The sequence below is a fragment of the Paenibacillus sp. FSL E2-0178 genome (assembly GCF_038593005.1).
Classification (GTDB): Bacteria; Bacillota; Bacilli; order Paenibacillales; family Paenibacillaceae; genus Paenibacillus_AQ; species Paenibacillus_AQ phytohabitans.
Window position 1 is genome coordinate 2,869,967 of the sequence record NZ_CP151953.1, and the last position, 20,623, is coordinate 2,890,589.

Annotated in this window: 15 protein-coding genes and 1 pseudogene; 2 read left to right on the forward strand and 14 right to left on the reverse strand. The window is 48.8% G+C overall.

What is annotated here, in order from left to right; translation table 11 throughout:
• Positions 1–193: 193 nt before the first annotated feature.
• Positions 194–793: a TetR-like C-terminal domain-containing protein gene (locus tag MHI42_RS12495; protein ID WP_342423989.1), complete on the reverse strand. Its 600-nt coding sequence runs from the start codon at positions 791–793 to the stop codon at positions 194–196.
• Between the two features lie 163 nt (positions 794–956).
• Between MHI42_RS12495 and MHI42_RS12500 the strand changes: the two genes are divergently transcribed.
• Positions 957–2,417 carry an MDR family MFS transporter gene (locus tag MHI42_RS12500; RefSeq protein ID WP_342423990.1) on the forward strand — a complete coding sequence of 487 codons (1,461 nt, stop codon included), beginning with the start codon at positions 957–959 and terminating at the stop codon, positions 2,415–2,417.
• Between the two features lie 67 nt (positions 2,418–2,484).
• On the opposite strand, the pseudogene MHI42_RS12505 reads toward MHI42_RS12500, so the two are convergent.
• The 11 genes and pseudogenes from MHI42_RS12505 to MHI42_RS12555 all read right to left on the reverse strand — a co-directional run.
• Positions 2,485–2,628: pseudogene (locus tag MHI42_RS12505) on the reverse strand (sigma factor-like helix-turn-helix DNA-binding protein); the annotation flags it as partial.
• Positions 2,603–3,796 (reverse strand): MFS transporter, encoded by a 1,194-nt coding sequence (locus MHI42_RS12510; RefSeq protein ID WP_340988540.1) that lies wholly within the window; start codon positions 3,794–3,796, stop codon positions 2,603–2,605. The gene MHI42_RS12510 and the pseudogene MHI42_RS12505, both read right to left, overlap by 26 nt.
• A 71-nt stretch (positions 3,797–3,867) precedes the next feature.
• A complete protein-coding gene (locus MHI42_RS12515) occupies positions 3,868–5,082 on the reverse strand; it encodes a Xaa-Pro peptidase family protein (RefSeq protein WP_342423991.1) in 1,215 nt (404 codons plus the stop codon).
• A gap of 5 nt (positions 5,083–5,087) precedes the next feature.
• On the reverse strand, positions 5,088–5,921 hold the full coding sequence (locus MHI42_RS12520) for an ABC transporter permease (protein WP_342423992.1): 834 nt from the start codon (positions 5,919–5,921) through the stop codon (positions 5,088–5,090).
• Positions 5,914–6,831, reverse strand: coding sequence for an ABC transporter permease (locus tag MHI42_RS12525; protein WP_076242471.1), 918 nt, complete (start codon positions 6,829–6,831; stop codon positions 5,914–5,916). Before MHI42_RS12525 ends, MHI42_RS12520 begins: the two co-directional genes overlap by 8 nt.
• Entirely contained in the window at positions 6,828–7,955 is a 1,128-nt protein-coding gene (locus tag MHI42_RS12530) for an ABC transporter ATP-binding protein (RefSeq protein ID WP_342423993.1), read from the reverse strand. The genes MHI42_RS12525 and MHI42_RS12530 overlap by 4 nt, the downstream gene beginning before the upstream one ends.
• A gap of 42 nt (positions 7,956–7,997) precedes the next feature.
• Complete coding sequence (locus MHI42_RS12535) at positions 7,998–9,152, reverse strand: extracellular solute-binding protein (RefSeq protein WP_340988544.1); 1,155 nt, start codon at positions 9,150–9,152, stop codon at positions 7,998–8,000.
• Between the two features lie 73 nt (positions 9,153–9,225).
• A complete protein-coding gene (locus MHI42_RS12540) occupies positions 9,226–11,199 on the reverse strand; it encodes a hydantoinase B/oxoprolinase family protein (protein WP_076242468.1) in 1,974 nt (657 codons plus the stop codon).
• Positions 11,199–13,241: a hydantoinase/oxoprolinase family protein gene (locus MHI42_RS12545; RefSeq protein WP_342423994.1), complete on the reverse strand. Its 2,043-nt coding sequence runs from the start codon at positions 13,239–13,241 to the stop codon at positions 11,199–11,201. Before MHI42_RS12545 ends, MHI42_RS12540 begins: the two co-directional genes overlap by 1 nt.
• Before the next feature lie 26 nt (positions 13,242–13,267).
• A complete protein-coding gene (locus tag MHI42_RS12550; RefSeq protein WP_342423995.1) occupies positions 13,268–14,011 on the reverse strand; it encodes an FCD domain-containing protein in 744 nt (247 codons plus the stop codon).
• 192 nt (positions 14,012–14,203) lie between these two features.
• Positions 14,204–14,743 carry a TetR/AcrR family transcriptional regulator gene (locus MHI42_RS12555; protein WP_342423996.1) on the reverse strand — a complete coding sequence of 180 codons (540 nt, stop codon included), beginning with the start codon at positions 14,741–14,743 and terminating at the stop codon, positions 14,204–14,206.
• A 285-nt stretch (positions 14,744–15,028) separates the two neighbouring features.
• Between MHI42_RS12555 and MHI42_RS12560 the strand changes: the two genes are divergently transcribed.
• Positions 15,029–18,202 (forward strand): amidase family protein, encoded by a 3,174-nt coding sequence (locus MHI42_RS12560; RefSeq protein ID WP_342423997.1) that lies wholly within the window; start codon positions 15,029–15,031, stop codon positions 18,200–18,202.
• A gap of 83 nt (positions 18,203–18,285) precedes the next feature.
• Here the strand turns inward: MHI42_RS12560 and MHI42_RS12565 are convergent, their stop codons facing one another.
• Both MHI42_RS12565 and MHI42_RS12570 read right to left on the reverse strand, forming a co-directional pair.
• Positions 18,286–18,417, reverse strand: a complete 132-nt coding sequence (locus tag MHI42_RS12565; protein WP_342423998.1) for a hypothetical protein — start codon at positions 18,415–18,417, stop codon at positions 18,286–18,288.
• 180 nt (positions 18,418–18,597) lie between these two features.
• Positions 18,598–20,529 carry an FAD-dependent oxidoreductase gene (locus MHI42_RS12570; protein ID WP_342423999.1) on the reverse strand — a complete coding sequence of 644 codons (1,932 nt, stop codon included), beginning with the start codon at positions 20,527–20,529 and terminating at the stop codon, positions 18,598–18,600.
• Positions 20,530–20,623: the final 94 nt, after the last annotated feature.

Consider the following 20,623-nt stretch of genomic DNA (forward strand, 5'->3'; position numbering starts at 1 on the left):
TGCATGCTCTATTACGATTCTCCATAGGAACAATTCGTAGAAATTGTGAAGATTCCGCAGATTAATTAATTGAAATAAAACCCAATATTAATGATCACACAAATAACCAGCAGGATTGAGACTTCAATCTCTCATTCCTGCTGGTTATCTTTTAATTCTCCAGCTAGTTCCCTTATCGCCTAAGATCAACAGATTAAAAACGAACATGAGCAGAACCAAGTCTCGAGATTTGTGAAAATAATATAGCCATCTCAGTAGGCAATAATTGAAAATCCTGTTGAATCCAAAATTGCATGGTCCCCACATAAGCTGAAGCCAGGTAGGCAAACAAATAATACTGTTTATCGGGAACATCGCTTAACTTAATCTGCTTATGCTGCAACAGATAAGCATGGAGAAATTGTTTTTTTAATAATTCTGTCAGTTGTAACGAAAACACATTATCTCCGGTTGACCCCATAAAAACTTGAAAAAACCTTTTTTGTTCTAAGACATATTCAAAGGGGCGCACATAACCGGAAGGAGGGTCCATAATGGACTGATGACTTCCAATAGGGTGACTAAGTTTTTTTATAATTGCATGAAATTCTTCTAAGATATCATTCTTTAGTTGTTCATGAAAATCATGGATGTCCTGATAGTGCAGATAAAAAGTACCTCTATTTAATCCGGCATGTTCTGTTAGTATTTTTACAGTAACGCTCTCCAGAGGCATCTGCATAGCCAAATCAAGTAATACATCCCGCAATTGATGCCGGGTTCGCAAAATACGACGGTCTGTTTTCTCTTGCACTGCCTCTCCTCCTAAAAAAAACAGGATTTACTGATCATTTCAATTCCGGCTGTTGATTAATAAACACTGATCCGGGAAATGTTCATCGAATTTTTATACGTTTTGATTATAATCATCTACGAATGGTTAATCAACACGGCGTTCACTAAAAGGAGAAAAAGAGATGGCAGAACAACCTATTTATCCTAACGAAACTGCGAGAGAGAACACTGCTTTACCCAGGAAAACTTTTATTTTGATGCTGATGGCAATTATACCTGGCATGATGATGGTGATGATTGACAGTACCGCAATGAATGTGGCGATTACCAATCTAAGCCATAATTTCGATGTCTCCTTTGACACTTTGCAGTGGGTGATTACAGGTTATATGCTGGCTATGTCGGTTACGATTCCGCTTTCGGGCTGGTTTTCAGACAAAATCGGTGCAGCAAGAGCATTTATGGTCACAGTCACTTTTTTCGTTATCGGCTCAGTGCTGTGTGCAATGGCCCAGGATGTAAATCAGTTAATTGTCTTCCGGATCATACAAGGCTTGGGTGGGGGGATGATCCAGCCCATCGGCATGGCTATGATCTTCCGTCTTGCTCCTGACAATAAAAAGGGACAGATCATGGGGATGCTTGGCATTCCGATGCTGCTCGCTCCCGCTTCCGGCCCGGTCTTATCCGGCTGGCTGTTGGAGACCATAAGCTGGCATTGGATCTTCTGGATTAATGTCCCGATCGGAATGATTACATTAGCTTTAGCAAGCCGTCACTTATTGAAAAAAAGCCCGCCCCAAATATCTGTTATCTCCAAAGAAAAGAAATCCTTGGATGCGCCCGGCCTTTTCTTGGCTCCTTCTGCATTTGTTCTGCTTGCACTAAGCATTAATCTTAAATCCAGCCTTTGGGCAGGATGGCTGATGGGAGGAGCTGGTTTCCTGCTACTGGTTTGGTTATGGTTTCATGAACTGAGACATCCCCATCCCATTCTCGAAGTGCGTGCTTTTCGTGAAGTACGATTTAGAAGAGGGATGCTGATCAGCTGGATACAGTATATAGCGCTCAACGGCTCGCTCGTATTCATCCCTCAATACTTGCAGAACTTCAGAGCCTATAGCCCGTTCGAGGCTGGGTTAGTCATGAGTATGTTAGCGGTAACCTCAGGACTTCTAATGCCGGTTGGCGGCAGGTTGTTTGATCGCATTGGAATTCGTCCGCTTGCTGGATCAGGGCTCAGTGTAATCGGTATAGCCTTGTTACTATTATCTCAAATGAATGAGGGTACAAGCGGTATGATGATTGGTGGAATAGTAGGATTGATGGGTATTGGCATGGGATTATGTATGATGTCACTTAACACTTACATTCTGCAATCAGCACCTCCTGAATCCATCAGCCGAGTTACGCCGATGACCTCAGCCAGTGCTAATCTAGTGATCCCCCTCGCCATCGCAGGCCTTAATAATTTCCTTCTAATGCGGGCCACAGTGCGCGAAACTGAAACTGTGAGCGGTGCATTAGCCGGATTGGGTGCATATTCCGACACTTTCATGTTAGCTGCTTGTATTGCTCTTGCCGGAGCATTGCTCAGTCTACTTCTCAAGCCTAATCAGAAGAATTCAGATACTCAACAGTAATCCGAATTTACTAACAAAAAGCAACTTATCCGCGGATAAGTTGCTTACTTAGAATCATAATTCAAATTTAACGCTTCACCTTATAAAACTCATGATATGCTTTCATGAGCGCCTTTTTCTCTATCCGTGACACATAACTCCGCGAGATCCCCTGATCCTTCGTAATCTCCCGCTGTGTCTGCTCCTCACCGCCGGTGTCCAAGCCGGCTCTTACGCACCAGGAAACTGCATAGCAACAGGCTTAAAGCCACATAAGCTGCTATCATACTGATGATGCCTCCCCAGCCGAAATTTCCGTACAGCACTCCGCCACCCGTACCGCTGAAGCTGGAGCCCACGTAATAGAAAAAGAGATAAAGTGCGTTGGCCTGCGACTTATGCTCATCGGCCACCAGGCCTACCCAGCTGCTGGCAATGGAGTGTCCACCAAAGAAACCAAAGGCAAACAGCGCCAGACCGATGATTTTGACCCACAGGAAGGGATGCAGGGTGCAAAGTGCCCCCGTTAAGATAATGGCCAGCGCGAGCATGACCACACCGCTGCGGCCATATCGGTCAGCCAGCCGTCCCATCCAAGTGGAACTGAAGGTTCCCATCAGATAAACGACAAAAATGCTGCCGACCAGTGACTGGCTAAGGTTGTACGGTTCACCTGTCAGTTCGAAGCCAATATAATTGAATAAGGTGACAAAGCTGCCCATCAGCAGAAAACCCAGCCCATACAAGCATAAGAGCCGGGGATTGCGGCATTGTGACCAGAGCAGTGGAATAACCTTGCTAAGCTTGCCTGTCTGCTTCACGAAATGGCGCGAAGGCGGAATCACCAGCCAGAATATCATCGCTGCGGCCAGGCCCAGCAAGCCAATCGCACCGACTGCCGCCCGCCAACCGAACCAGTCGGTGAGTAAACCGCTGATGATCCGGCCGGCCATCCCTCCGATGGAATTGCCGCTGATATATAATCCCATCGCATAACCCAGACTGGCAGGATCAATCTCTTCCACCAGATAGGTCATTGCAATAGCCGGCAATCCGGCCAGTGCAATCCCCTGCAGGATGCGCAGCAGCAGTAGCACAGGGAAATACGGGCTGAAAGCGGAGATAATGGCGATCACGGAAGCGGCGACAAGCGATACTGTCATAATAGCTCTGCGGCCAACGGCATCGGATAGAGAACCTATGAACAGCATGGTCAGTGCCATGGATATGGTGGTGACGGACAGTGTTAAACTGGCTTCTGTCGGTGTGATTCCAAACGCACCGGTGATTTCCGGCATCAACGGCTGCAGGGTGTACAGAAGCGCGAAGGTGACGAACCCTCCGGCAAACAGTGCAAGGCTAACGTTGCGGAACGATTTTGAACCCTGCAGAATCTTCATTGCTTCCAACCTTCTTCACTGGAGAAGCTCCGGTTGTCGGAACAGGACCGGTTGACCGGAACCTTCCCTTGTTATTTGCGGAACAGCTTGCGTTCCATCTGTGTCAGAAATTCATAACCGTCCGCTGTCACTACAATGGTGTCTTCAATCTGAAACCCTCCAGCACCCAATTCATAATAAGGAACTTCCACACACAGTACCATTCCAGGCTCCAGAACGCGGTGATCCCCGGGCGACAGGGTGATATCGTCGTACAATTCCAGGCCGATGGCATGTCCCACATGCTGGCGCCGGTAATGAGGAATCCCTTCCTTCTGAACTCTGGCTACGGCTGCCTGGAAGACATCGGACGCTTTCACACCGGGACGGATCGTTTCAAGTGCCTGCTCCCAGCCGCTGCGTACCGCCTGAAAGTGATGTTCCATCCATGGGGTGGCTTCACCAAGCACAACCGTTCTGCCGGTATCTCCCCAGTATCCTTCCAATTGGAGACACAGATCAAAACGGATCTGATCCCCTGGCTCGATGACGCGGAAATAATTCTCAATCAGGGGAAGAGCACTGCGCGGCCCTGCACCGACCGCCGTCATTGCGGGGGTGCCGCCTGCTCTCATCACGGCAAGCCGGTAATGGTCGGCCAACTCTTTCTCGTGCACACCTGCGGCGATCAGATCGATTAATTGCTGCTCAATGGCCTCATTCAGAACCGCAGACTGCCGCAGACGTTCGATTTCAAACGGTGTTTTGATCTGGCGGATTTGACGGAACAGTTTATACGCAGGCATAGCTTGTCCGCCGGGAAGTCCACCGGCAAATTTGGCAAGCAGATCCGGAGCAATTCTCATCTCATCCACGCCGACCGCTTGTCCTTTGAGGCCAAGATGCTCAAGTGCCGCCTCCAAGGCTTCAATCGGTCCCGCATGGGTTGTCGTATTCTGCAGCAAGGAGTAAAAGAGATCAATATCCGGCGTGGATGGCTTGCCTTCGATAGATCCCTCCACAAAAAAGTCGCTATACACATATAAATCCGCGCCGGTAATCCCCATCTGTGCGATTACACCCAGCCGGTTGGTCGGAATAATGACACAGGGACGGGCTTCCGGTTCCTGTGGCAGTACCGCATAGATTTGCATGGTCCAGTTGCTGGCCCGCAGCTGAGAGCCTAGAATATAGTTAATATTCTCCGGTGTGGTTGCTACAAGAGCAGCCAAGCTGCTGGCAGCCATCAATTCAGCAGCACGTGTCCGGTTCACTCCGGAAACAGGTATCGAAATTGGCTTGTCCATCAGGTTCAAGACCTCCTTTTATTCGTTCTGCTGCCGAGCATGTTTTCCACGCCCGGTGCGGAACGGATGACCAGTTTGATTGCAAAGAACAAAGCGAGCGCAAAAGCAATCAGTACGACGGAAACAACGGCAACCGTAGGATCCTGCCATTTTTCCATATACAGAAAGAGCTGAATAGGCAAGGTGTAATTTCCCTGACGCAGAATAAGCAATGCTGTCTCAACCTGATCGAAGGTGAAGACAAAGGAAATGGAGCCTGCCAGAAGAAGTGAAAGCCGCAGCTGCGGCAACGTAACCGTGAAAAAAATACGAAATGGACCCGCACCCAAATCCGCAGCAGCTTCGCGGTGTGCCGGATTCAGGTTGGCCAGAGCGCTGCCCACAATAGACAGTACAAACGGCAGTACGATGACCGCCTCCCCCAGAATCAGGGCAAACAATCCTCCGGCGATATGCATCTTTGAGAACAGAATCAGATACGCCACGCCCAGTGTAATTTTGGGCATTACCATTGGTGACATAAAAAAGGCCCGCAAAAGCCCTCTGCCCGGAAAAGAATAATGAACAATGGCCAGTGCAGCCAGCGTACCTGTAATGAGAGCCAACAAAACCGCACCCGCTGAAGCGAGAATGCTGTTCCGGAAGGCTTCCATGAACTGCTTCTGATCTCCCAGACGGCTATACCATTCCAGCGTCAGCCCTTCGGGCGGAAACTTGCTGGAGGTTCCGCTGCTTAAGGAAGTCAGCAGGATCATCAACAGCGGAAGCAGCAGATATAGCCCGACCGCGCCGACACCTACATAGAGAACCCACTTGTAATTCCGTGTTTTTTTAGACATGGCTTTGTCCCCCTGCCCGTGTACGCCGGAACATCAGCCAGTCGGCTCCCTTGTTCACAATCATTGAGACGACGATCGACGAAACAAATAAAAAGAGGCTCGCCACGGCTGCCATCGGCCAGTTCGTATCCAATGTACGCTGATAAATCAATACCGGAAGCGTCATGACGCGCCCGCCTCCGATCAGCTGCGGGGTTGTAAATGCGGTCAGGCAAAGTGTGAAGACAATTTGCACTCCGCTGGCAATCCCCCGCGCGGACAAGGGCAGTGTAATGGTGAGAAACGTGCGCCATTTGCCTGCACCCAGATCATGGGCCGCCGCCTTCAGCGTACCGTCAGACTGGGTCAGCACATTCAAGAGCGGGAATACCATAAACGGCAAAAAGATATGTACCAGTGCAACAACCACACCGGTCTCATTGTACATCATCTCAAAACCGTTATCCGTTAGGCCGAGCTCAACAAACAGCCAGTTTATGAAACCCTGTTTGGACAACAGCAGCTGCCATCCGTATGATCTGACAACAGCACTGACCAGAAGCGGAAGAAATGTGAGCAGCAAGAGGGTCTGCTTCAGTACCGCCCGCTTCAGTCCGGCAATACAGTAGGCCAGCGGATAAGCAAGCAGCAGGCTCCATAAGGTAACCTTGGCGGCAACTCTAAAGGTGGTGGCTATCAAGGTCCAATAATAGGGATCTCCAAGGAAAGCACGGTAGGATGCCAAATTCCAATCCCTGATCAGCCGCCCGTTCTCGTAGAGATCAAAACTGTACCGGCCGAAGATCAGCAGACCACCCAGATAGACGACACCCATTAGGACAAGTGCAGGTAGAAGCAACAGCAGTTGTGCAGCCCAGGTACGGTTCCTATGGGAGAACAGCCCTATAAGCTTGCCAGTTGCACGCATCATAAGGAACTCTCCTCGTAGGCAGGTGCCTCTATAGGCAAAAGCAGTCCATCTTCGGGATTGAATCCGATTTGCAGCGAATTTCCTGGTGCATACCGGGCATCTCCCCGCTGATACAGACTGCTGGCCTGCAGCTGGATATGACCGCCCATATCCAGCGTGTACCGGATGCTTGCACCGACATACACACTCTCGGTGACGGTTCCTTCCAGACGGTTGACGCAGCTATTTGCCTCTGCACCTATCCTTAGATACTCGTACCGAATAGACAGCGAAGCCCCGCTACCTGCAGAAATCGCCGAAAGTCCTTCCTGCGGCCGCACGGCAAGCTTCAAACCGCCTGCTTGAACCCATACCAGGCCTTCTTCAGTACCCACTATCTTAACCTGCAGCAGGTTCGTATCGCCGATGAATTTGGCTACAAAGCTGTCAACCGGCCGTTCGTAAATTTCATCAGGCGTCCCGTATTGAAGCAGCTTGCCGCCACGCATGACACCAATGCGGTCCGACATGTTCATCGCCTCATTCTGATCATGGGTAACGAAAATGAACGTGCCTCCGAATTCGCGCTGTATCCGTTTCAGTTCCCGCTGCATATCCAGACGCAGCTGCATATCCAGTGCTGATAACGGCTCGTCCAGCAGGAGAACTTCCGGCTTGTTAATCAAAGCGCGGGCAATGGCAACACGCTGCGCCTGACCGCCGGACAGCTGGGAAATGGCACGCCGGCTGTAATCACCGAGCTGCACCAGTTCCAGCATCTCCTGAACACGCCGTTTGATTTCGCTTTTCGGCGTTTTTCTGACCTTCAAGCCATAAGCGATATTGTTGAAAACATCCATATGGGGAAACAATGCCAGCTGCTGAAAAATCATATTCGTATTGCGGCCATAAGCCGGAATACCTGAGACATCCTGTCCCGACAGCAGTACTGCACCCTCATCTGGCTGCTCCAAACCGCCGAGAAGCCGGAGCAGCGTGGTTTTCCCGCAGCCGCTGGGCCCGAGGAGAGAGACGAACTCTCCCCGTTTCACCTGTAGCGATACCTGATTAACGGCAGTACTTCCCGCATAACGCTTGACCACGTCCCGCGTCTCGATTGCAATCGGCCCCACTCCGCCGCTCATTGTGCTCATCTCCTATCTATTCGGTTGATGACAGCTGCCGGATTATAGCTCTGTTTTGACCAGACGGTCCCATAGATCCTTCCAGGCAGAGCTGTTCTTGGCCAACGTATCCCAGTCCGGATTAATCCCCTTGCCCTGTTCTTCAACGGAGAAGGATGGATCATCCTTGTATTTATCCGGAATCGCTGCAGCTGTACTTGTAACTGGAGTTCCTGTTACCTCGGCATACCGGGACAGCGCTTCTGCGCTAAGAAGCTCATTAATGATCTCGTTGGCCACTTTTTCCTGCTCTGGTGTGGAGCCTTTGACAACCTGCAGGGAATACGGGAAGGAAATCGCACCTTCCTTAGGATAGGCTACAGCCAGTGGGGAGCCGCCTTCGATCCATGTTTGTGCTACCTGTGCACTGAATGGAGCAATCAGCGCGTCGCCTGAGTCAAGCAGACCCTTGAGCTGATCGTTCGAGGTAACCAGCGTTCCGATTTGATCACTGTTGTCTGCCCAGAATTGGAAGGCTGGTTCAGGATTGTCATAGGATGCGCCGAGTTCTTCCCCTTTTACAGCCAGAAGCGGGGAGAGATAAGAATAGAACATGTAATCCCACAATGCAGTTTTGCCTTTGAACTCTTCGCTTCCCCACAGATCGTTCCAGCTTGTGGGCGGTGTCTTCACCAGATCCTTGTTGTAGACCAGCGCAAAGCTGGATACTCCCCAGACGATACCCTTGTTGTCTGTTGTATGGAAGGATTCGGGAATATCCTTCATATTCGTCACTATGGCCGGATCCAGCGGCTCCCACATATCGTCATTGAGGCCCTTCGCCGAAGCATCCGCATTGAAATACCCGAAGTTTACAATCGGATTGTCAGCATCGGCCTGCTTGCCTGCCAGCATTTTCGGATACATTACAGAATTGGAGGATTCCTCGAAGGTCACCTCAACATTCGGATGGTTTTTTACATATTCAGCTACGACTTCCTTAGGAACCACATCCTGATTGGAGCCGGCCCAGATAAACATGGTCAGCTTTACTTTTTCTCCGCTACCGGCTGCCGGGGAATTGTCCGGGCTTCCTGCAGCATTGTTTCCGGCAGCGTTATTCACATTGGTCCCCCCTCCGCAAGCCGAGAGTGCCAGCATCAGGGCAAGCGACACGGCAGGTAAGATATAAGAACGCTTAGGTTTTTGAATACTCATTGGTTTCTCTCCTCCAGGTTGTTTACTATTTGGTGTAATTTAGTTTTCTTACGATCATCAGCGGTTGTAGTCATCAGCGCAGTCCTATTCCCCCGCGCAATTCTTCCATTATTCCTGGAACTGCTGAAGGTGAGACCGGATGGCCTGAGGCCACCCTACGCTCGGCTTCAGCCATTGTCTGTCGCTTCAAATAATCCCGAAGCGCCAGTGGATAGCTGCTCAAGGCAGCGTTCACGGCGAGCTGCATCTCATCCGTCCACAGGATTTCAAATTCGTTCCGGGCTTCCCCGAAGCTGAAGGCCTCCCCATTATTATGAAGCCCGCCACGCAGCAATCTTGTGAACACTTCATCTATGGTATTGGCATTTATCACTACACCGTAGCATTCACGAGCCTGCTCCACCGACAAAAGCCCTTTCTGCACATCGTTCAGTACGAGTGCCGGGTCCCGTTCATACGGACTTCCATATCCGCCGCCACCCTGGGAGAGGAAAGTCACGGTATCCCCCGGCTGGAGCAAAAGCTCGTCAATCCGGCCAAGGTTACGTTCATCTGCCCGGCCTTCATTCAAAATCGCTTCTCCATGCTCTCCTACACCGCCTCCCAGACGGCCCCAGGGCTGGAATTCCATCCGTTCCATATTTCTTGCGGTCATTACGGTATCCGGACTGAGGATTCTAACGCGCAAGTCAATGCCGCTGCCGCCTCTGAATTTGCCGGCTCCGGCTGAATCCGCCCGCAGGCCGTAACGTTCAATCAGTACCGGCATCTCCGCCTCAACGGTTTCAGCCGGGATGTTCCGCAAATGGCCTACGGCAAAATCCATCCCGTCAATTCCGTCCTTCATCGGTCTGGCCCCCGATCCGCCACAGACCGGCTGGATCACACCGACTTTGCGCTTGCCGTCGGAAGCATCGGTCATCGCCATCATGACAATACAGGCTTGGCCCGCTCCCGCAGCCGGCACTTTACTGCTCTGCGCCTGGCTCAGCGCACCGGTAATGACATCCATCACCCGGATAAAGGTTGCTGCTCTCGCACCTACCGCCGCCAGCGGTTCCGGATTAAGCACCGATGCCGGGGGCGCGTAGTTGCGCACCATCCTTACCATCCCGGAATTCCAGGGAATCGTCGGATCCAGGGTCCGGAAGTAGCGGATCAGCGCAGGCACAAGCATATAGTGACCCTGCTGGTTATGCGTCGGAATATTAAATGAGGCTCTAACCTGCGGGTCGGTTCCGCTAAAGTCCAGATGGATATCCGTTCCGGTAATTGTCATCCGGCAACGCAGCCGGATCGGATAGCCGCCAGGACCCTTTTCCAGGTAGTCCCAGAAGTCATAGGAGCCGTCGGGTATGTCCTGAATGATCGTCCGAGCTTTAAGCTCGGCATATTCAAGCAGATTCTCGATGCCTTGTTCCACTTGCTGTGCACCATATCTGACGATCAGCTCCTTCAAACGCTGCTCCCCTCTATTCAGCGCAGCCATAAGCGCCTTGAGATCTCCAAGGTTCTGCTCAGGAATCCGGCTGTTGTCCAGCAGCAGCCGGAGCACCTGCTCATTAAGCTGGCCGGCTTCATACAGTTTGACCGGTGCTATCCGGATGCCTTCCATATGAATGTCATACGCGCTTGGCGACACACTTCCCGGAACCTTGCCGCCGACATCCGAGGAATGCACGAAGCAGAGGCCGAAGGCAATAATCCTGCCGTCATGGAAATAGGGTTTAATCAAGTGGATATCCGGAAGATGGGTAACCATCCCCCCCGTGGTATAAGGATCGTTGCAGATGACCATATCACCATCCTGCCAATGGTCGATTGCCCGGATGGTGGTAGCCGCAGGAATTCCCAGCGACAGGTTGTATCCCGTATCCAGCGGGGAACCGAACGTCTCACCTTCCGGGGATAACAGATAAGTACCGAAATCTCCTGTTTCTTTGACAAAGGCGGTAAAGCCGGTTCGCAGCACGACGTTAGCCATTTCCTCTACGGCAGCCTGAATCCGGTTGTTGAAGATCTCCAGGAAGACTTTATCCGTAATCATTAATCTGCCTCCCCGATAATATTTCCGTAAAGATCACCGTGTATCGTGTAACCGGAAGGAATAAAGACCGTCGTATCATATTCCTCAAGGATAGCCGGACCGGAAACCCGGCTATCTGCTGTCAGATGCTCCCGGCTCAGCACCTTGGCCTGATATTCCTGTCCATCAAATGAGATTCTCCGGGCTTCAATAGGTTTCCCACTCGCTTCTGCCTGTGGAAGAATTGCCATGGTCTTGCCCGGCAGAAGCCCGACGATGCTTGCCCGCAAATTGACGAACATGACTTCCGCCTCTGGCTGGCTGATGCCAAAGACAGACTCATACTGTCCGTGGAACTTATTCTTGGCTTCTTCAGGTTCGGAAATCTCAGATTCGGAAAGCATGACCTCCAGATCAAATGCCTGTCCTTCATACCGCATATCGGCACTGTAAATGACATAGGTACCTTCCAGCTTCACTCCGCCCCGGGCCTCTTCTTCGATCCAGCGGCGGCCTTGCTGCTCCAGCGAGGAGAAACGGGTCTTGAGTTCATCCTCAGCCAGTCCACGGCTGCTCTTGTGGAGCGTGAAAACAAAGTCATTACGCAGGTTCGCAACCGTACAGCCCATTGCACAAAGTGTTCCGGGAGATGGTGGAATCAGCACCCGGCGGATGCCAACCTCACGCGCCATCAGAAAAGCGTGCATCGGGCCCGCTCCGCCATAAGCTAGCAAAGTGAAGTCGCGGGGATCGACTCCCTTTCGCGCCATCAGCGGTGAGAATTGGGCATACATATTGGCGGTAGCCACATCCAGAATAGCTTGCGCAGTCTGGGTGGCATTCAGCCCAAGCTGGTTGCCCAAATGTGTAAGCGCCCGTTCAGCCAGTTCCGGGAAGAGGCGCATCTGACCGCCAAGAAAGCGGTCTGCCTGCAAAATGCCCAGATGGAGATAGGCATCAGTGGTTGTTGCCTGCTCACCGCCCCGGTTGTAGCAGGCCGGTCCCGGCTTGGCGCCTGCACTGCGCGGCCCTACCTTCAGTACCCCTACCGAATCAACCCAGGCTATGGAACCTCCGCCCGCACCGATAGCGGTCACGTCTATTGCCGGAATAATGACCGGGAAATCACCCACTTGATTCTCCGTAGAGTAGGCAGGTTCTCCGTCAATCAAGGCGACATCTACGCTTGTCCCGCCCATATCGAAGGTAACGACCTGACTGATCCCTGCCTGTTCCGCGATATAGGTTGCACCGATTACACCGGAGGCGGGTCCAGACAGGAGTGTCCTTACCGGTTCAACTGCAGCACGGGCGGCAGTCATCATTCCTCCGTTCGACATCGTGGACAGCAGCGTCGCCGATACTCCGTATTGTCCAATTCCGGCTTGCAGACGGTTGAAATAAGAACCCATCCGTTCGCCTACATAAGCATTCATCACCGTGGCGAGTGTACGCTCGTATTCACGCTGCTGCGGCCAGATTGCGCTGCTTCTGCAGATGAACAGCTGCGGATGACGCTCACGGATCAGCTGTTCAGCCAGTTGCTCATGTCCAGAATTGGCATAAGAGTGCAGGAAACTGATTGCCAGAGCTGTAACTCCGTCCTTCACCAATTCGTCCACCGCCCGAAGCAGTTCCTCCGGGTCCAGCTCCGTCAGCACTCTGCCGTCTGCAAGCTGCCGTTCATTAATTTCTTTTACAAGCTGGCGGGGGACAAGCGGCTGCGTTTTATCCCCATAAAGGTTGGTGGTATTCTCAAGCCGCAAGCGGCGTATTTCGAGCACATCCCGGAAGCCTTTGGTCACCAGCAGTCCGGTTACAGCACCACTGCGTTCGATCAGCGTGTTTACCCCGAGTGTAGTACCATGCACGAAAAGTTTGATGCTGCGGGTATCTACTCCCTTGGACTGCAGTTGCTCTAATGTATGAAAAATCGCCTGTTCGGGAGCATCAGCTACGGAGGGTGTTTTTAGCGCAGCGACAACCTGTCCATGTCCGTCTGTTACGATGGCATCCGTAAAGGTTCCGCCGATATCGATGCCTAAGCGGTAATTAATTTCCACGAATTCCACTCCTTCATTTAGGGCATTTACAAGCTATGCTGTTCCTGATTTTGTATAGCGTAATAACGTTTGACATCCTCAATCATTTGATTAATATGCATCACCATAGCTGCCTCCGCCTGTTCAGCAGAACCTGCAGCAACGGCATTCAGAATTTTACGGTGATCTACGACAAGCTCGCTGCCCACCTTGCGGCGGATATATGCAGTTTCCAGGAAATCCCTCCCCGTCTGCCACACCAGCTGAGCCGCATGGAGCAGTACCTCATTGCGTGCTGCAAGCGCAAGTAAAGTATGAAATTCACGGTCTTCTTCATACGGAATGATATTCTGAGACAACAGTTCGTGCTGGGTGGCAATAGAAGCTTCAAGCAGCTTTATTTCTTCTTTTGTCGCCCGCTGTGCAGCCAGTGAAGCAATTTCCCGCTCCAGCGCCCTTCTGGCCACAAGCACATCCAGCAGCGCGGATTCTCCCGAATTATTCAATAGCTGCAGGAGCTGAGAATTCACATTTTTCTGCTGCAGCAGCTTTTCCAGATAGGCAACGCGACCGTTTCCCTTGTCCGTCAGAATACGCCCTTTTCGCCCTTCAAGGGCCGTGTAGCCCTCGATATCGAATTCCATCAGCTTGCGTCCGATGGTAGCTTGGCTGAGATTATATTTTTTTCCTAGCGTATGTACCAGGGTACTGGCACCAAGTGGAGCTTCGGCATTCCCCAGAGCCTTTAAGAATTCATACTCAAGCTGTAGAAGCTGCGATTCCAATGCCACTCTATTCATCCTTTCAGTGATACTTGTATTTTCGTTGTTACTCATTGATGATTAATAGGATTATAACTGCAAGAAAGCAAATTATCAACTATTCACACCATTTTAGTATGAATAAATTTTAATATAATAAAAGCAACTCATCCGCAGACAAGTCGCTTTTTGAACTCTTTTTTGGACCTCACTGAGAACTATTCAATCCAAAGTGTTCAGTATGGTATGAATAACACTTGTTAATTTCCTTTGCTCTGTTGCTGTTTTTACCATCGTCCGCAGTCCTAACCAGGCATTCATCAGATAATGAGAAATGGCCTCCGGCTCCAGTGAGGCTCTAAGCTCTCCTCTTTGCTGACCCGTCTGAACCAGGTGATATAACATCTTCTCTGTATTTGAATAGCTATCTTCAACAAGAGATGCAACTTCCGGATCCAGCACTCCCAGCTCCACACCCGAATTAACAATGAAGCATCCTTGAGGTTCTCCATCTTTCTCTATCGAGGACTCCAGAAACCGGCGGATTAATTCCTTTACCGGTTCTTGCCTTTCAACTAATAATCTCAATTTCTTGTTTTGAGTAGACTCATACCGCTTAAGTGCCTTCATATACAAAGCGTGCTTATCGCCAAAAGTATCATAGATACTTCTTCTGTGGATTCCCATAAAATCTACTAGATCCTGCATGGAGGTTTTCTCATAACCTTGCTTCCAAAATAACTGTACCGCTTTATCTAACACCAGATCCGTAGGCTACAACGATGCCTGCCCGAATCTACTCTATTTATAATGTACCCATGAAACAAAAGAAGAGACCTATCTACTGCAAGCATAACATGTTATGTAATTTAATATACTTATCAATTACCATTAACATTACATATTTTAATAATTATAGTATTTATTCTTTGTTTAAACTCTAAAAATATATTAAATTTTTAATATTTATTGACTGATAGAAATAACGATGTTATATTTCCTAACATAAATTAATAAATATACATACAGGAAGAGGAGATTACTGAAATGAATAAGCTAAAACGTCTACGTAAAACTAAAAGAAATCATTCTGGTTCCCCCCGCTCCGAATATTCACCAGCAAAAAATAATTGGAGTAAAAAGCAATTTATAGCTACGTCCATTGCGTTATCTGTTATCGCTTCTAGTGTCATTCCGTTTCAGACCGCTGATGCTTTAACCCGGGTTACTTCAGCAAGCGGCACAGTATGGGAGATTCATGATGTCTTTGCGCCTAGCTTAGACACAGGAAGTTTACGTACCGTTGGGACTACACAAGTACAAGGCTTCGGTAATATCTTCGTTAAAGTGTCGTCGCCTACAGCTTCACTGATGAATGGTCAAATGATGCGCGGGTTTGACTTGAAATACGATGGTGTGAATAGATTCACTTCGACTCAATCTGTAAATCTGGGAAATGTAACGGTTACACGTGATGTGTATGTCGATACTATAAATAATCGCACGAGATTCTTTGATACTTTTACTAATAAAAATGATATGAACGTAAAGGTTGATGTCTCTTTCGGCGGCTCTCTGGGGTATGGTACAGCAGCAAATGCTTCAGTAGTCAAGGCAACCTACTCCAATGATCTCGAGGCGACTACGGATGATTCATGGATTGTTGTAGACAGCAGTGCCAAAGACAATAAGCCGCTGGGCGTTGCAGTCGGGTCTCCACATCCATTTGAGAATGGATTAACTAGCCTAGGCAATCAGCAGCAGAATCCATTCACCACACCATTAGCTAAGTCCGGAAATGATGCGAATTTCTACGGGTTCATTAATACATTAAATATTGAGCCGGGTCAGTCGAAATCCCTGGTGCATTATGTACAACTTGGAGAAGCGGGTGAAGAAGGCCTGAAGAATCTGGTGACCATGCTAAACGGACTGAATAGCCAGCTGGATGTATCCGGATTAACAAACGCACAAATCCGTTCAATCAGTAACTGGGATATCTCTGCTATAGAGGGACTGGATACTGGAGATACCCTAGTGATTCCTGAGGCTCCTGCTGCTAAAGCATTCATCACTTCATCCCCCTATGATGTTACGAATAAATCCATTGCACAAATGCAGCAGGATATGATTAGCGGTAAAACTACTTCCGTGCAAATTACTCAGGCTTATTTAGATAGAATCAAGGTATACGATGAAGGCCAGCTTGGCTTCCATGCCTTCCTGCATGTCTCTGAAACTGCGCTTTCCCAGGCACAAGCTGCTGACAATGCCCGCGCACAAGGTGCAAAGGGGGATTTGCTCGGTATTCCCATTGCGATAAAAGATATCTATGATACCAAGGATATGCCTACTACAGGCGGCAGCAAAGCGCTTGAAGGCTGGAAGCCGGATTCTGATGCCTTCCAGGTGAATAAGCTGCGGGAAGCCGGAGCTGTAATTATTGGTAAAGTAAATACTTCCGAGTTCGCCAACAGCGGAAGCTTTAGTGAGAGCGGCTGGCAGCAAACCTGGAATGCCCTGTATCCATCAAAAACATCCTTTGGCTCAAGCGGCGGCTCGGCAGTATCTGTTGCAGCTGATTTTGCAGCAGCAGCCATGGGATCACAAACAGGGGTCTCTCTCTATGCACCTACTACAGGCGCCAGCTTAAAGAGCTTCCGTGGTACAGACGGCATGGCAAGTACTACAGGTGTACTGCCGCTCACTTGGGGACAGGATTATGCAGGTCCCATTGCTAAGACAGTAACTGACCTGGCCATCATGTTGAATGCTACAACGGGTACAGATCCACAGGATATCTTCACAGTGACTGCAGATGCAGATCATAAGCGTCCGGCTGACTGGAAGGAATCTCTGGATACTAATGCATTGAAAGGAAAGAAAATCGGATATATCCCTGCTTCCTTTGTCTCTAGTTATGCCGATGATGATACCGGACAAGCCGTAATGAATAAGTTCTCCGAGCTTCAGGCAGCGGGTGCGACAATGGTTGAAATGTCAAAAATACCGTCAGCGCCTAGCCGTCCTTCAGGCATTAATGGATCTACTGAAGGTTGGGCGCGCTATATTGAGCTTCATAAGAACTTCCCTTACATTGATGGAGCAAGTGTACTGGCTTCAGATAAGGTGCTTATCTATAATCAAAGAGGATATACAGAGCCTACCCGCATGACTGAACAAGCTGTACAAGATTACATCAAATATAGAACGGACTATAAGGAAGTTATTAAAGGCTGGATGGACGAGAATAGCGTCGATGCTGTGGTTTATGCAGGTTTTATCAGTGACGTATATAACAATGACGCAGCAGCCTCTCAATTAAGCTCTGACCGCAACACGGGCGTATTAACGTCTAATGTCGGCCTCCCTACGGTAGTTGTTCCTGTAGGAACGAACGACAGCGGATATTCTATCTCCATGCAGCTTGTTGGCAGAGCATGGGACGATGCAAAAGTATTAGGTATGGGCTATGCTCTTGAGCAACAAAGTCAAGCCAGACTGCTTACAGCCTATGCTCCAGCACTTCAATACGTCTCTAACCCTACTAATCCTGATCCAGTAGATAATGAACCAAGCAATCCAAGTCCTGGAGGAGGTACCGTAACTCCCCCGGTAACAGCAACGCCCACACCAACACCTGCTCCTACAGTAACACCAGCACCTACAGAACCAGCAGCACCAACACCTACGCCGGAAGTTGTCAGTTTCGCAGATACCATTAATCACTGGGCAAAAGCAAGCATTGATGTGCTTATAGCCAAGGGATTACTTACGGGTTATTCCGATGGAACCTTCCGTCCGGATTCAGGGTTGACCCGTGCCGAATCCATCAAGGTCATTGCAACGTACATGGGGCTTGAAGGACAGGCTAGCAGCTTTACAGATGTATCTCCAACGCATTGGGCTAATACGTATATCGGCGCAGCAGCCGGAGCAGGCCTGATGAACGGATATAGCGATGGAACCTTCCGTCCGAACGACAAGATAAGCCGCAGTGAATTAGCGGCCCTGATCACTAGAGCCTTTAAGCTGACAGGTACTGGAAACACATCCTTCAAAGATGTTAATAGAAATGCATGGTATTATGATTCCATTGATGCACTCGCCTCCAATAATATTATTACTGGCTACGAGGATAGTACCTTTAAGCCTGGAAAAGATATTACCAGAGCAGAGTTTGCAACAATGGTCTCCAGATTACTGGAGACTGTGAACTAAGAGACAGGGCCATCCCGAAAAGGATGGCCCTAAATCTTGCCGTCACAGACAGCACGGTGAACCATATCCGCACAAAAAACGACTCATCCATAGACAAGTCGCATCGACACATAACTCCGTGAGATCCCCAAATCCTTGGCGTCATAGCCGAGGATATCGATCAGCATGATCTCGTTGCCCTCTTTATCGGTCCCGATCGGATCGTGCAGGGACACGTCTTTTCGGGTCTTTTTCAGCGAACGAAGATGCATCAGAATTTCATTTTTTAGAAATTTATTGGGGCACGAAAAAGCCGGACTCCTAAGAACCCAGCAAATATAGTAAGAGCATCATCGATTCTGGCCAGAAATTGAATAATTTAATGACATATAACTAAAACCTTAAGAATTCAGTACTCATTTAATACTAATTCCCACTTCAAAACCCTCTCGAATCGCATGAAGAGCATTACTTGTTTTCAGTGCCCCTCCAACAACTACGACATTATCAAAAACAGATTTCAATTCACTTGCTAACGTATTATTCGGCTTATAGCCCAATGCAAGAACAACAGTATCAGCTTGAAGGACAGTTCTCCCCTGACTATTTTCAACTTCAACCCCGTCATCCAATATTTCAACTACTTTTGTCTCTGTGTACTGCTTGACTTCGTACTCATTTATTATTTTCTTTAGATTGAAGCGACTCACACTGTCCAGTTCCTTCATTAGTGTTGGGAACATCTCAACCACTGTGACCTGCTTCTCCTGCAAGGCCAAATGAGCTGCTGTTTCGGTGCCCACTTCACCGCCACCTGCTATTACAACCCTATCTCCAGTGGGAACATTACCAAGTAGCACGTCTTCGGCAGCAAAAACATGTGATTTATCAATGCCTTTAATTGGAGGAATCATTGGAACGCCGCCAGTAGCTACAATAATGTTATCCGGGTTGATTTTTTGTACCAGTTCTTTTGTAACTTTAGTGTTCAAATGAATGTCTACTTGTAACTTATCCAATTCGTTTATGATCCACGCTGTGTATGTTGCCAATTCTCCTTTGTTCGGCGGGTAGGCAGCCGATACAAATTGTCCGCCCAAAAATCCTTTTTGCTCGAATAAGCTAACTTTATGACCTTTAACCGCCGCTATTCTAGCTGCTTCCAAGCCACTTGGGCCGCCTCCAACAACAACAACAGTTTTCGGTTCAGAAACCCGAGTATAGTCTATCTCCCATTCCTTCCCTAATGACGGGTTCACCAGGCAAGTCAGAGTAGATCCTGCCAGCAACGCTCCTGTACAACCCTGTAGACATCCAATACAATATCGGATATCGCTGAACTCCCCATTCTTTGCTTTGTTAGGTAAAGCCGGATCCGCCAAAGAGCCTCTTCCCATGCCAATAAAATCGGCTTTCCCCATCTCCAAGATACTTTCAGCCATTAATGGTTCGTTAATACGATTTACGGTAAACACTGGGATATCAACAAGTCTTTTTATTTCGGCGGCAAAATCAACGGTCCAAGCGTGGGGCACATACATAGGGGCGACTGTCCCCCCCTTGTTCTGACTTCCATAAACACCATTAGATACATGAAGAGCATCCAACCCCCATTCTTCAAACTGTTTTGCCAGTATTCTTGATTCCGAGATATCTCTGCCTCCTGGAACGCCTTCATCTGCAGAAAAACGAATGGTTACTGGAAAGTTACTTCCAACTTTTTGACGAACATTCTCATATACTTCTTTAACAAATCTTAATCGATTGTCCAAACAACCACCGTATTTATCTGTTCTCTTATTGACATATGAAGACATGAATTCTGCAATCAAATAGCCGTGTCCTGCATGGATTTCCACCCCATCAAACCCGGCTTGCTTTGCTCTTAGAGCACAGTCTCCGAAGTCCTCAGTTATTTGCGCAATTTCACTAATTGTCAGTTCATGTGGAATCTCACGATTCCAAGGACATGGTATTGCTGAGGGAGCGACTGGCTGAACGCCGCCGTTTACAGCACTACAGGCTTGTCTACCCGCATGATAGATTTGACAAAAAACTTTGCTGTCATATTTATGAATGGTTTCTGTCAACTTCTTGTGACTCTCAATTTGACTATCATTCCAAAGTCCCGCAATTTTTTCATATCCCATAGCATGAGGACTAATAGCGTAGTCTTCAGTAATAATAAGCCCCCAACCTCCCTTGGCCTTTTCTTCATGATATGCAATATACTGCTCTGTTGCAGTTCCATCCTGATTGCAGTAATTGGTCACCATCGCCGTTACGACTAATCTGTTTGGAATTTCGCATTCATTAATTTTTTTAGATGTGAAAAGATAATTAAGCATTGTGAGCCCTCCATGTTTAAATTTAACAACTTTAATATAAACCCTATAGGTACTACAGGCTCAAGAACTTTGTTATTTATTTCACTTACTTTTA